The 13,396-nt window shown below is 64.0% G+C and carries 11 protein-coding genes; all 11 read left to right on the forward strand.

Annotated features, from left to right (window positions below; translation table 11 throughout):
* Positions 1-29 precede the first annotated feature (29 nt).
* The 11 genes from malQ (at position 30) to MAIT1_RS11445 (ending at position 13,394) form a co-directional block, all read left to right on the forward strand.
* Positions 30-2,312, forward strand: a complete 2,283-nt coding sequence (gene malQ / locus MAIT1_RS11395; RefSeq protein WP_085442389.1) for a 4-alpha-glucanotransferase — start codon at positions 30-32, stop codon at positions 2,310-2,312.
* A 306-nt stretch (positions 2,313-2,618) separates the two neighbouring features.
* The gene (locus tag MAIT1_RS11400) at positions 2,619-3,932 is read left to right on the forward strand and encodes a DUF4910 domain-containing protein (RefSeq protein WP_085442390.1); all 1,314 of its coding nucleotides are present in this window, start codon (positions 2,619-2,621) and stop codon (positions 3,930-3,932) included.
* Positions 3,933-4,074: 142 nt separating this feature from the next.
* A complete protein-coding gene (locus MAIT1_RS11405) occupies positions 4,075-5,613 on the forward strand; it encodes a 2-isopropylmalate synthase (protein WP_085442391.1) in 1,539 nt (512 codons plus the stop codon).
* Between the two features lie 133 nt (positions 5,614-5,746).
* Positions 5,747-6,196 carry a flagellar assembly protein FliX gene (locus tag MAIT1_RS11410; protein ID WP_085442392.1) on the forward strand — a complete coding sequence of 150 codons (450 nt, stop codon included), beginning with the start codon at positions 5,747-5,749 and terminating at the stop codon, positions 6,194-6,196.
* Positions 6,197-6,358: 162 nt separating this feature from the next.
* Positions 6,359-8,155, forward strand: a complete 1,797-nt coding sequence (gene lepA, locus MAIT1_RS11415) for a translation elongation factor 4 (RefSeq protein ID WP_085442393.1) — start codon at positions 6,359-6,361, stop codon at positions 8,153-8,155.
* A gap of 1 nt (position 8,156) precedes the next feature.
* Positions 8,157-9,092 (forward strand): signal peptidase I, encoded by a 936-nt coding sequence (gene lepB, locus MAIT1_RS11420; RefSeq protein WP_085442394.1) that lies wholly within the window; start codon positions 8,157-8,159, stop codon positions 9,090-9,092.
* On the forward strand, positions 9,089-9,856 hold the full coding sequence (rnc, locus tag MAIT1_RS11425) for a ribonuclease III (protein ID WP_085442395.1): 768 nt from the start codon (positions 9,089-9,091) through the stop codon (positions 9,854-9,856). The genes lepB and rnc overlap by 4 nt, the downstream gene beginning before the upstream one ends.
* Positions 9,843-10,811 (forward strand): GTPase Era, encoded by a 969-nt coding sequence (gene era, locus MAIT1_RS11430; RefSeq protein ID WP_085442396.1) that lies wholly within the window; start codon positions 9,843-9,845, stop codon positions 10,809-10,811. The genes rnc and era overlap by 14 nt, the downstream gene beginning before the upstream one ends.
* Positions 10,798-11,625 (forward strand): DNA repair protein RecO, encoded by an 828-nt coding sequence (gene recO, locus MAIT1_RS11435; RefSeq protein ID WP_085442397.1) that lies wholly within the window; start codon positions 10,798-10,800, stop codon positions 11,623-11,625. The genes era and recO overlap by 14 nt, the downstream gene beginning before the upstream one ends.
* Complete coding sequence (locus MAIT1_RS11440) at positions 11,618-11,797, forward strand: Trm112 family protein (RefSeq protein WP_085442578.1); 180 nt, start codon at positions 11,618-11,620, stop codon at positions 11,795-11,797. The genes recO and MAIT1_RS11440 overlap by 8 nt, the downstream gene beginning before the upstream one ends.
* A 73-nt stretch (positions 11,798-11,870) precedes the next feature.
* Positions 11,871-13,394 (forward strand): hemolysin family protein, encoded by a 1,524-nt coding sequence (locus MAIT1_RS11445; protein ID WP_085442398.1) that lies wholly within the window; start codon positions 11,871-11,873, stop codon positions 13,392-13,394.
* The last annotated feature ends 2 nt before the right edge of the window (positions 13,395-13,396 follow it).

Consider the following 13,396-nt stretch of genomic DNA (forward strand, 5'->3'; position numbering starts at 1 on the left):
GCGGCGAAGCTCTAACCAGGAGAGAGCGCGTGAAGGGCGGAAACGGGGCGGTGATGGGTGCGGCGCAAACGGAAGCGGCTTCACGCGAGCAATTGATGGCGCTGGCGGAGGCGGCGGGGGTGCAGACGCGCTACTGGTTGGCCGACGGCACGCAGATGGATCCGCCCGGCGCCACGTTTACGGCGATTCTGGCGGCGCTGGACCTGCCAGCGGACACCCGGCGCGACGCCGCCGCCAGTCTCAAGCGGCTGCAGCGGCGCCCGTGGCGTCCCGGCATGCCGCCAGTGCTGGTGCGCTATGAGGATCAGGTGCCGTTCGACATCCCCATCGTGTGGGATGCGGCGCGCGGGGATTCGCAGTTTCACTGGCGTTTGACCCTGGAGGATGGCCGCACCCGGGGGGCCAGTTTCCTCTTCTCCGATCTGCCCCGCGCCGAATCCATCGAAGTGGGCGGCAAGCAGTTGGAGCGTCGCCTGTTCTGGAACCATGACCATCTGCCCTGCGGCTACCACCGTTTCACCCTGTCGCTGGGGGCGGCGGCGGAGGCCGCACAGCCGGATTCGCGCATCGATATGGCGCTGATTATCGCCCCGCGTCGCTGCTATCAGCCGCCGGTGATGCAGAACCCCGCCTGGAAGGGGTGGGGCTACGCCATTCAGCTCTATGGATTGTGGTCGGAGAAGGGGCAAGGCATCGGCGGTTTCGGCGAGCTGGGGCGCTTGATCCGCGATGCCGCCGCCCAAGGCGCGTCGGTGATCGGCCTGAACCCGCTGCATGCGCCGCTCACCCAGACCCCGGAGCGACACAGCCCCTATTCCCCCTCCAGCCGCATCGCCCTGAATCCGCTCTATGTGGATCTGCTGGCCACGCCGGAGAGCGATGACGCCGCGTTCCAAAAAAAGCTGGCCGAGCCCAAAATCCAAACGCAATTAAACGCTCTGAATACGGGCGATCTGGTGGATTACCCCGGCGTGATGGCGTTGAAACTGGCGCTGTTCGAACCGCTCTACGCCGCCTTCCGTCAGCGCTGCCCGGAGGCGTTGAATTTCGCTGTCCCCGCCGCTTCAGAGCGTTGCGTCGCCTTTCGCAACTTTGTGGAGGCGGGCGGCCAGCCGCTGCGTGACGTGGCGCTGTTCGAGGCGCTCTCCGAGCATTTCGCGCAACAGAAGGAGGCGGGGCCGCACCCGGCGCAGTGGCCTGGAAAGTACGCCAACCCCCGCACCGAAGCGTGCATGGAGTTCGCCGCCGCGCATGCCGAGCGGGTGGGCTTCCACCTCTACCGTTTCTGGCTGGCCGAGGAGCAGATGGCCGCTTGCGGCGTCGTCAGCAGCGAGGCGGGGCTGTCGGTGGGGCTCTATGTGGATGTGGCGCTGGGGGTGGATCCCGACGGCGCCGACCACTGGCGCATGGCCGAGAGCCATGCGGCGGGCATGCGCATCGGCGCGCCGCCCGACGCCTTCAATCCACGCGGTCAGGAGTGGGGGTTGCCGCCGCTGCATCCGGAGCGCATGAAGGCGCAGGGCTATGCGCCGTTTGTGGAGATGCTGCGGGCGAGCATGCGCTTTGCCGGGGCCTTGCGTCTGGACCACGTGATGGCGCTCAACCGCCTCTACTGGGTGCCTGAAGGGGCGTCGCCGGTGGAGGGGGCCTATGTGGCCTATCCGCAGGAGGATCTGCTGGCCATCGTGGCGCTGGAGAGTCAACGCAACGGCTGTCTGGTGATCGGCGAGGCGCTGGGCACGGTGCCTGCGGGCTTCCGCGAGCGCTTGGCTGAGGCGGGGGTGCTCTCCTATGAGTTGCTGCCGTTCGCACAGACCGGCGAGGGCAAGCCGTTGCCGCCGGAGTCCTATCCCACCTCGGCGGCGGTGTGCGCCACCACCCACGACCTGCCCACCCTGTGCGGCTGGTGGAACGGGCGCGATCTCTACTGGCGCAAGACGCTGTCGCTGTTCCCCAGCGCCGACGTGGAGCAGGCCGAGCGCAATGAGCGCATCCGCTTCCGTGGCGAGTTGCTCAATGCGTTGCGCAACTCTGGGTTCGACTTGGGCAAACTCAGCGCTGACCCGGAGAGCCCGGTGTATGACGTGGCCTTGATCGATGCGGCCCATGCGTGGTTGTCGCGCAGCGCCTCGCGCCTGTTTCTGGCGCAGTTTGAAGACCTGTTGGAGCGGCTGGAGTGCGCCAATCTGCCGGGCACAGTGGATCAGCATCCTAACTGGCGTCGGCGTCTGTCGCAGCCCGTTGAGACGCTGTGCGCCGAGGTGGAGAAGCGCGGCAGGCTGGAGCCGGTGCGCGCTGCGCGTCCAGGCTGAATACAGGGGCGCCGATCTGTTTGAAGGCGCAACCGGAAAGACGGAAAATCGCACCTTTATGACCGACAGTTTGCTCTTGCCATGCGAGACCAAAACTGCACAAAACGGCCAATGTTTGTGTGACGTAGATCTGGCTTGCGCTGACTATTGGCCGCCGACTGGTCGGCGGCGGGGCCTGGGGGCCGCGCCCCCAGCGGGTGTGGGCGGAGCCCACGGTGTGGCCTTTTGATGTTAGGGGAGTTTGAGGGCGCAGCCCTCAATATCTTTCATCTTCCCAAAATCGCACTCTATATAGCCGGAAATCCCATGACCACACCGCCGCCGCCCGTAGTGAACGGGTCCGACATGCATGCGCTGATGGCGCGCCTGTTCCCCGTTAATCGCAGCCTCACCGGCGATGGCGTGCGCCTGACCCTACGCGTGATTGGCGAACATCTGCCCGGTCTGACCCTGCACGAAGTCGCCAGCGGAACCCGCGCTCTGGATTGGTTGGTCCCCGACGAGTGGAACGTCCGCGACGCCTACATTCAGAACGGGGCGGGTCAGCGGGTGGTGGACTTTCAGGCGCACACGCTGCATCTGGTGGGCTATAGTGAGCCGGTGGACCGGCTGATGAGCCTGGAGGAGCTGCAATCGCACCTCTTCTCCCTGCCGGACCAGCTCGACGCTATTCCCTATGTGACCAGCTACTATCGCCGCTTCTGGGGCTTCTGTCTGAGCCATCGTCAGCGGCAGGCGCTCACCGAGCAGAACTACCGGGTGGTGATCGACGCCACCCTGGCGCCGGGGTATCTGACCTATGCGGATCTGCGCATTCCCGGTCGCAGCAAGCAGGAGATCTTCATCAGCTCCTATGTTTGCCACCCCTCAATGGCCAATAACGAACTCTCCGGTCCGGCGCTGCTGACGGCGTTGGGGCAGTGGCTGGCCGGGCGCGATAACCGCTATAGCTATCGACTGGTATTGGCCCCGGAGAGCATCGGCCCCATCGTCTATATGAGCCAGCATCTGGAGGAGATGAAACGGCGCACCATCGCCGCCTTCAATCTCACCTGCGTGGGCGATGAGCGCGCTGTTTCGCTGATGCCGTCGCGCCAGGGCAATACCCTGACCGACCGCGCCGCGCGCCATGTGTTGCGCCATATGGCCCCAGAGCATCGGGTGTATGATTTCTATCAGGATCGCGGCAGCGACGAGCGCCAATACTGTAGTCCGGGGGCGGATCTGCCCATGGTCTCCATCATGCGCAGCCGCTATGGCGACTATCCCGAGTACCACACTTCGCTGGACGATTTGACCGTCGCCACCCCCGCCGGGCTGCAACGCTCGCTGGAGCTGCATCAGGCCGCCATTGAGACCATCGAGCGCAATGAGACGCTGTGTGCTGGGATCGTCGGCGAGCCGCACTTGGCGCGACGCGGCATGGATTTCAATCTGGGCGGCGGCGTGGGTGTGGCTGCGGCGCGCAAGCAGGCGCAGGATTTGATGGCCTGGAGCGATGGCTCGCGCGATCTGATCGACACTGCCGACGCCATGGGGATGTCGCTGCTGGAGCTGCTGCCGGTGGTGGATCTGCTCAAGCAGCAGGAGTTGCTGATTCCCTGCGCGCACAGCGAGTGAACCAATCCCTCCGTTGCGCGCTCTGAGCGCAGTAGGACGGGCAATTTGCCGCCCCTTGGTTTCATGGGCGCGATCCCGCATACTGATTGGCTATCAATAAAGTCCGTCGATTCGTCTTGTGATCTTCAGGAGTTCAGGCGTTATGTCCAGCAATCGCGTCATCATTTTCGACACCACCCTGCGCGATGGGGAGCAGTCCCCCGGCGCCTCCATGAATCAGGAGGAGAAGCTGCGCATCGCCCAGCAGCTGGAGCGACTGCGGGTGGACGTGATTGAAGCGGGTTTCCCCATCGCCTCGCCGGGCGACTTCGCTGGCGTGAAGGCGGTGGCCGACACCATTCGCGAGTGTCAGGTGGCTGGTCTGTGCCGCGCCCGCGACGCCGATATCGATCGCGCCTGGGAGGCCCTCAAGGGCGGCGCCGATCCGCGCATTCACACCTTCATCGCCACCAGCCCCATCCACATGCGCCACAAGCTGAAGATGGAGCCCGATCAGGTGATTGAAGCCGCGGTGGCGGCGGTCAAACGCGCCAAAAGCTACACCAGCAATGTGGAGTGGTCCGCCGAGGACGCCGGGCGCAGTGAGATGGAGTTCCTGGCGCGCATCGTCGAAGCGGTGATCGCCGCCGGGGCCACCACCATTAACATTCCTGACACCGTGGGCTACACGCTGCCCCACGAGTTCGGGCCGCGCATGGCGCAGTTGATCGAAAACGTGCCCAACTCCGACAAAGCGGTGTTCTCGGTGCACTGCCACAACGACCTGGGGCTGGCCACCGCCAACTCCCTGGCCGCCGTGGCGGGGGGCGCGCGCCAGGTGGAGTGCACCATCAACGGCTTGGGCGAGCGCGCCGGCAACGCCTCGTTGGAAGAGGTGGTGATGGCCCTGCGCACGCGCCAGGACATCATGCCCTATGAGACCCGCATTGAGACCACCGAGATCACCCGCGCCTCGCGTCTGGTGAGCCAGATCACCGGGTTTATGGTGCAGCCCAACAAGGCCATCGTCGGCGCCAATGCGTTCGCCCATGAGTCGGGCATTCACCAGGATGGCGTGCTCAAGAACGCCATTACCTATGAGATCATGACCCCCGAGTCGGTGGGACTCTCCACCAACCGCATGGTGTTGGGTAAGCACTCCGGTCGCCACGCCTTCAAGGATCGCCTGCAGCAGCTCGGTTATGAGCTGGACGCCGAGCAGCTGCAGAACGCCTTCCAGGCTTTCAAGGAGCTGGCCGACAAGAAGGGCGAAGTGCTGGATGAGGATCTGGCGGTGTTGGTGGACGAGGAGCGCCGCATTGAGCAGGAGCGCTATGTGCTGGAGCGTCTACACGTGGCCACCGGAACCCGCGACATGCCGGTGGCGGTGGTGGAGGTGAAGAACGCCGGGGTGATGGAGACTGGCTCGGCCTGGGGCCAGGGCTCGGTGGAGTCGGTGTTCAAGGCGCTCAAGGCGATCATTCCCGGCGTGGCCGACGCCTCGGTGCTGCTGTATCAGGTGCAGGCGGTGACTCAGGGCATCGACGCCCAGGCGGTGGTGACCGTGCGTTTGAAGAACGGCGATGCGGTGGTGCAGGGGCAGGGCAGCGACTATGATGTGATCGTGGCCTCGGCGCGGGCGTTCGTGACGGCGCTGAATAAAATGGCCGCGCGCCAGGAGAAGAGCGGCGCCGGGGTGTAAGGAAGCTGGGCCGTCAAGGAAAAGGCGTCGAGGGTGTAACCGGCGCATTGAGTTAGCATGGATATTGCATGTTTTGCACAATAAGGCGTCCCGAGCGCCTTGGTGAAGAGCGTGCAAACCATCGGAGGCCGTTATGACCATCCGCAAGATCGACAAGAATACAGGAATTTACAGCAAACCCAAGGTGGGTCGCGGGGCAAAAAGCGGCGCTGCGGGCGGGGCAAATTTCGCCAGCACCCTGGACGCTGTTGCCGGATTGCCCCCGGTGGACGCCGCTGAACGCATCCACGCCACCGAAGCGGTGGGCGAGGTGGATGCGGTCTCTGATCAGGAGCGTCGTCGCCAATTGCGCGACGCCGACGACCTACTGGACTCCCTGGAGGGGTTGGAGAAAGGGTTGGCCGAGGGCGGTCGCGGCGATGGCGGCGACAGCGCCCGCGCGCGTCTGATCGAAACCCGCGATCAAGCACTGCGCACCCTGTCGGATTCGCCGCGCGTCGGCGAGGAGCGCGACCTGCTCAATCGCACCGCCGTGCTGGCCGCCGTGGAGCTGGCCAAGAGCGATCGCGGCGATTACAACTGATTTTCTGGCTTGTAGAGTGCGGCAAAGCGCCGTCCGCCCCATGATGGGGCGTGACGGCGCTTTGCTTTTGCGCTATAGTTCCGGGTTTGATTGCCCCGCGACAGGCCGCGCCCGGATAGGCCGCAGGCGCGCCGTCGTCGATCACCTCCGAAGCCGCCCGATATGTCCCTGGAAAAGATCCGTAATTTCTCCATCATCGCGCACATCGACCACGGTAAGAGCACCATTGCCGACCGTTTGATCCAGATGACCGGCGCCCTGACCGACCGCGAAATGAAGGAGCAGGTGCTCGATAGCATGGATATCGAGCGCGAACGGGGCATCACCATCAAGGCGCAGTCGGCGCGTCTGCGCTATACGGCGAAAGATGGCGAGGAGTACATCCTCAACCTCATCGACACCCCGGGCCATGTGGACTTCACCTATGAGGTGTCGCGCTCCCTGGCCGCCTGCGAGGGCGCGCTGCTGGTGGTGGACGCCGCCCAGGGAGTGGAGGCGCAGACCATGGCCAACGTCTATCTGGCGCTGGAGCATGATCTGGAGATCATCCCGGTTCTGAATAAGGTGGACCTGCCCTCCGCCGAGCCCGAACGGGTCAAGCAGCAGATCGAGGAGGTGATCGGTCTGGACGCCTCCGACGCCATCGAGTGTTCGGCCAAGACCGGCTTTGGCATCGACGCCATTCTGGAGGCGCTGGTCAAGCGCGTGCCGCCGCCCAAGGGCGATCCCAACGGCCCGCCCAAGGCGCTGGTGGTGGACTCCTGGTATGACAACTACCTGGGGGTGGTGAGTCTGGCGCGGGTGTATGACGGCGAACTCAAGGCGGGGTCGAAAATCCGCTTTATGGGCGTGGGCATGGACTACCCCCTGGATGCAGTGGGCTATCTGACGCCGGTGCTGCAGAAGGTGCCGTCGCTCAAGGCCGGTGATGTGGGCTGCGTGATGGCGGGCATCAAGGTGGTCAAGGACGCCCGTGTGGGCGACACCATCACCGATGCGCGCAATCCCGCCCCCGAAGCGCTGCCGGGCTTCGAAGAGGCCAAACCCATGGTGTTCGCCGGGCTCTATCCGGTGGACAGCGCCGACTACGAAGATCTCAAAGAGGCGCTGGAGAAGCTCTCGCTCAACGATGCGGCGATCTCCTATGAGACCGAAACCTCGCCGGCGTTGGGTTTTGGCGTGCGCTGCGGCTTCCTCGGCATGCTGCACATGGAGATCATCCAGGAGCGCCTGGAGCGCGAATTTGACCTGGATCTGGTCACCACCGCGCCCACCGTGGTGTATCAGGTGGAGCTCACCGACGGAACCTCGGTGGAGGTGCACAGCCCGGCGGATCTGCCCGCGCAAAACAAGCGCGAGGCGATTTTGGAGCCGTTTATTCTCGCCTCCATCATGGCCCCCTCGGAGTATATGGGCGCAGTGATGACCCTGTGCACCGAACGACGCGGCATTCAGCGGGATATGAACTATATCTCCGATACCCGTGTCATGATTCAGTACGAAATGCCGCTGTCGGAAGTGGTGATGGACTTCTTCGACCGTCTGAAGTCCGCCACCAAGGGCTACGCCTCGCTGGACTACCAGATGCTGGACTACCGCGAGGGCAAGCTGGTCAAGCTGGATATTCTCATCAATGGCGACCCGGTGGATGCGCTGTCGGTGATCGTGCACGCCGACAAGGCCGACATGCGCGGTCGCGAGCTGGCCAAAAAGATGAAGGAGATCATCCATCGCCAGATGTTCGACGTGGCGGTGCAGGCGGCCATTGGGGCGAAGATCATCGCCCGTGAGACGGTCAAGGCGTTGCGCAAGAACGTCACCGCAAAATGCTACGGCGGCGACATTACCCGTAAGCGCAAACTCTTGGAAAAACAGAAGGCCGGTAAGAAGCGTATGAAGCAGATCGGCCGTGTGGAGATTCCGCAGGAAGCGTTCCTGGCGGTGCTCAAGGTGGATTGATATGGATTCGACGACGGCGGCCGAGCCCCCCGTGCAGGAGGTCAACCCCAAATCCCGACGTCATCTGCTGCATGGCGGATTCCTGTTGGTGGTGGGGCTCTTTATTCTCGGCAGTTATATCAGCATTGGACCAGATGTCGGCGGCGGTGTGGAGGAGTTTCAGGTGGGCGCGGGGGTGGGCGTCTTCCTGGTGCTGCTGGGCAGCGTGATCGTCTGGGGCGGCAAGGATTTCTTCTCTCGCAACAGCACGACGCTGGAGTACTACGAGTCCATCGTCATCGCATTGGGCATTGCGCTGACTGCGCGCACCTTTGCCTTTGAACCGTTTAAAATTCCCTCCGGCTCCATGATCCCCACCCTGTTGGTGGGGGACTATCTGTTCGTCAACAAGTTCTCCTACGGCTATCGCATCCCCTACACCCAAAAGCGGGTGTTCATGGGGGCGGGCCCGCACCGCGGCGATGTGGTGGTGTTTGAGTTTCCCAATGATCCCACCAAGGATTACATCAAGCGCATCATTGGTCTGCCTGGCGACGAGATCGTCTATCAGGAAAAACAGTTGTATGTGAATGGGACGCATATCGCCCGCACCGAGCTGGGGCCTTATGAGTACTTTGGCGAGAGCGGTATTCGTCAGTACACCACCCAGTTCAGTGAAGTGATTGACGGCAAGCCGCATACCTTGCTGGTGGATAAAATGACCTTTGGCGGCATGCCCATGCGCACTGTGGTGCCGGAGGGGAGATACTTTGTGATGGGCGATAATCGCGACAATAGCAACGACAGCCGCTACTGGGGCTTCGTGCCGGAGTATCGCTTGGTGGGCCGCGCGGTGGCGCTGTTCTGGTCGCGCAATGACAACCCCATCACGTGGTGGAACCCCATCAGTTGGTGGAATTCGGTGCGCTGGGGTCGTCTGTTCACGAGCATCCAATGACCGCACAACGACCGGCCCATGGCCACCTGCCTGAAGAGGGGCGCATTCAGGAGCGGTTGGGGTACGCCTTCAGGGATCTCAAACTGCTCAAATTGGCCCTGACGCACCGTTCGTGGCCGCCGCCGGAGCCCAAACCGGGCAGTGAGCCGGAGGCCAACCCGCATAACGAACGCCTGGAGTTTCTGGGCGATTCGGTGCTGAGTCTGATCATCTCCCAAGCCCTCTATGACCGCTTTGCCGACGCCCCCGAGGGGACTCTCTCGCAGGTGCGCGCGGCGCTGGTCAACACCAAGTCCTTATCGCGCATGGCGCAGGAGTTGGGGCTGGGCGACTTCATCCGCATGGGGCGCGGCGAGGCGCTCTCCGGCGGGCGCAAGAAATCCTCCATTCTCGGCAATGGTTTGGAGGCGATGATCGGGGCCATCTTTCTGGATGGCGGCTTCGGCGCCGCCGAACGGGTGGTGCTGGCGCTGTTCGCCGCGCGTTTGGATGGAGTGGACCCCGAGCAACATGGCCGCGACTGGAAGTCGATGTTGCAGGAGCGTCTGCAGGGGCAGGGGCTGCCGCTGCCGCAATACAGCGTGGAAGCGGTGAGCGGGCCGGACCATGAGCGCACCTTCTCGCTGCGCTGTGATGTGGCGGGGGCGCAACCCGGGTATGGGCTGGGACGCTCCAAACGCGCCGCCGAGCAGGCCGCTGCGCGGCAGGTGTTTGAACAGTTGAACGCGACTGACCAAGAGGGTGACGGCGATGACAACGCATGATGCAGGCGGGGCGTCCGACGCGCCGTTTCGTTCCGGTTTCGTCGCCATCCTGGGACGGCCCAATATGGGCAAATCCACCTTCCTGAACCGGGTGCTGGGGCAGAAGATCGCCATCGTCAGCCACAAGCCGCAGACCACCCGCACGCGTATTCTGGGGGTGCTGCACCGCCCCGGCGCGCAGTTGGTGTTCCTGGATACCCCGGGGATTCACAAAACCGGCAAGAACCGCTTGAATAAAGCCATGGTGGGCGCCGCCTTCGAAGCGTGCCGCGAGGTGGATGCGGCGGTCTATTTCGTCGACGCCCAGCAGGGGATCACGCCGGGCGATGTGGAAATTTTGCAGAAGCTCCCGCTGGGCGGTGCGCCGCTCTATTTGGCGGTGAACAAGGCCGACCTACTGGCCGATAAGGCGGCGCTGCTGCCGATCCTTGACGCCGCCTCCAAGTGCGGCGTGACCTTTTCCGAGATCGCCCCCATCTCCGCCCTGGAGGGGGATAATGTGACCCGCCTGGTGGATCTGCTGGCCGACGCCATGCCCGAGGGGCCGCAATACTTCCCCGACGATCAGGTCACCGATCAGCCCGAGCGCTTCATCGCCGGTGAGATCGTGCGTGAAAAGCTTTTCACCCACCTCAAGCAGGAGCTGCCCTATTCGGTGGGGGTGGAGGTGGAGTCGTTCAAGGAGGAGGGCCGTGTGCTGCACTTCCACGCCGCCATTGTCACTGCCCGCGATACGCAAAAGCGCATCATCATTGGCGCAGGCGGCGCCATGATCAAAAAGATCGGCACCGCCGCCCGCTTTGAGCTGGAGAAGCTGCTGGGGTGTCAGGTGATGCTCAAACTCTTCGTGAAGGTGAAGAAGGATTGGTTCGACAATCCGCGCCTGCTGCGCGAGATGGGCTATCCCGATGAACTGAGCGATCTGGGCGGCGGATCGGACGATGCGGCGTCGTGACGCCGCCTATGTGCTGCGCCGGGTTCCGTTTCGCGACAACTCGCTGATACTGACGCTGTTCACCCGTAATGGCGGGGTGCAGGCGTGCATGGCGCGCGGCGCGCGCGGTCGTTTGAAAGGGGCGCGCGGGGCGCTGGCGGGGTATCATCGCCTTACCGTGTTTTTGAGCGCGCGCCGGGCCGAGGCGCTGGCCACCCTGCAACAGGCGGAGATCGATGCGGCGCGGCACCGGCTGTGGCGCGACGCCCGCGCCGGGGCCGCCGCCCAGGTGATGCTGGAGCAGGTGTGGCGGCAGGTGGGCGAGGGCGATCCGCACCCGCGGCTGTTTGACGATCTGGATATGGCGCTGGCGCGGCTGGACGCTGGCGTCGATCCGCTGACGGTGCTGGCCATCTGGCAGGGGCGGCTGTTGCGGGCGCTGGGGTTCGGCTGGCGCGCCGACCGCTGCGTAGGCTGCGGGGCCGAGGCGTCGCTGGCGTTTTTCTCCCTCAAGCGCAACCAGACGGTGTGCCAGAGTTGCGGCGCGCCCTATGCCGATCGTCTGTTGCAACTGGATCCGGGCGCACAGTTGTTGATGCGCAATCTGCCCTGGCCGCTGGCGCCCGAGGCGCACGCGGGCGATGACGTAGCCCCGTCGGGGATTGGCTTGGCGGCGCAAAATCTTTATGATGTCGGCGCGCTGCTGCTGCAGCGTCATGGGCGACGGCCCACCCGCGCGCGGGGCCTGTTTCACGATCTGCTCACCGCTCCGCAGGCTGCGCACGGGCGCGCTGTGTTGGGGCCGGTGGACGAGGAGAGTTCACATGGTGGATAAAGAGCTGTTGACGATTCTGGTGTGTCCCAACTGCAAAGGGGCGCTGGAGTACGATAAAAATGCTCAAGAGTTGATCTGCCGGGTCGATCAGTTGGCCTATCCCATTCGCGACGACATCCCGGTGATGATCGTCGACGAGGCGCGCTCGTTGGAGGACAACGCAACCTCATGAACGTCGACCCCGCCCATCCGTCCGTCGGTGACGGGTTGCGCGGCGCGTTGCAGCACTCAGGGCGCGCCGCATCATGGACTTAATGCTTCTGCTCCCCATCGGGGGGCTGCTGGTTTTGCTGGCGCTGTCGGGCTTCTTCTCCAGCTCCGAGACCGCGCTGTTCTCCCTGGATGCGATCCAACTGGAGCGCATGAAGCAGGCCGGTCATCCGCGCTTGGCGCTGATCCGGCGTCTGCTGGGGGAGCCGCGCCGCCTCATCGTCACTATCCTCATCGGCAACGAGTTGGTCAACGTCGCCGCCTCCAACATCTCCGCCTCCCTGGTGATGCGCGTCACCGGCGACCCCGACAACTGGTGGGTCAATATCTGCATCATGCTGCCGCTGCTGCTGCTGTTGGGGGAGATTACGCCCAAGACCCTGGCGGTGCGCGACAGCGAGAGGATCGCCTCTTTGGTGTGTCGCCCCATCGACTGGTTTTCGCGCCTGATTGGGCCGCTGCGCTATCTGGTGCGCGCAGTCTCCGACCTGCTGATCACCATGCTGGTGGGCGATCGTCGCTCCCAGGGCAACATCGTCACCGAGGATCTGGTGCGCACCCTGGCCGAAGAGGCCGCCGAGTCCGGCGCCCTGCAGGAGACGGAAAAAGAGTACATCCATAACATCATCGAGTTTGGCAATCAGACCGTCGAAGAGGTGATGACGCCGCGCTCGAATATGGCCTCGCTGAATATCGACGCCAGTTTTGAGGAGGCGCTGACTCTGCTGCGCGAGGAGCGCGCCAGCCGCGTGCCGGTGTATGGCGAGGAGCCCGACGAAGTGGTGGGGGTGCTCTACTACCGCGACCTGATGGGGGCGGACCTGTCCGGCTATGAGGGCGTCGAGTGTCTGCGCGGATTGCTGCGCAAACCGTTCCTGGTGCCGGAAAGCAAGCCAGTGGTGGATCTGTTTCACGACTTCCGCGAACGCAAGCTCACTTTTGCCCTGGTGCTGGACGAATATGGCGGCATCACCGGCTTGGTGACCATGGAGGATCTGCTGGCGTCAATCTTTGGCGAAAGCTACGACCCCGAGGATCCCGATCACGACGCCAGCGCCGAGGCGTTGGATGAGGACTGCTTCCGTCTGGACGGCAACTTGGATGTGGAGCAGGCTAATGCGCTACTGGGCGCCACCTTCGACACCGAAGTGGCCGACACCATGGCCGGGCTGCTGCTGCACACCCATGGCGAACTGCCCAACGAGGGCGAGATCATCCAGATGGACACCTGGTGCTTCCAGGTGACGCGGCTGGAGGGCAATCGCATTGAAGAGGCGCTGGCCGCCCGCGCCGAAGAGGGCGCCGACCCCGAGAGCTGCCGCGAGCTGCTTGAACAGGTGGCGGAAGCCGATGGCGCCCCGATCCGCAGTCTGCATAGCGACCCCTATTGCGAGGTGGTCGAGAGCGCGCCCACTGCGGAATCCGGCGAGAATACGACTGCTGGCGAGGAGTCTGACGCCGATGCGGAATCCGATCCGCCCCCGCAGAGCGCGGCGTCCCCAGAGGACGCGACGCTGGTGGAGTCGACTCAGCCCCATGACGCCAAGCGGGAGGGGTGAGT

It is taken from the genome of Magnetofaba australis IT-1, assembly GCF_002109495.1.
Classification (GTDB): Bacteria; Pseudomonadota; Magnetococcia; order Magnetococcales; family Magnetococcaceae; genus Magnetofaba; species Magnetofaba australis.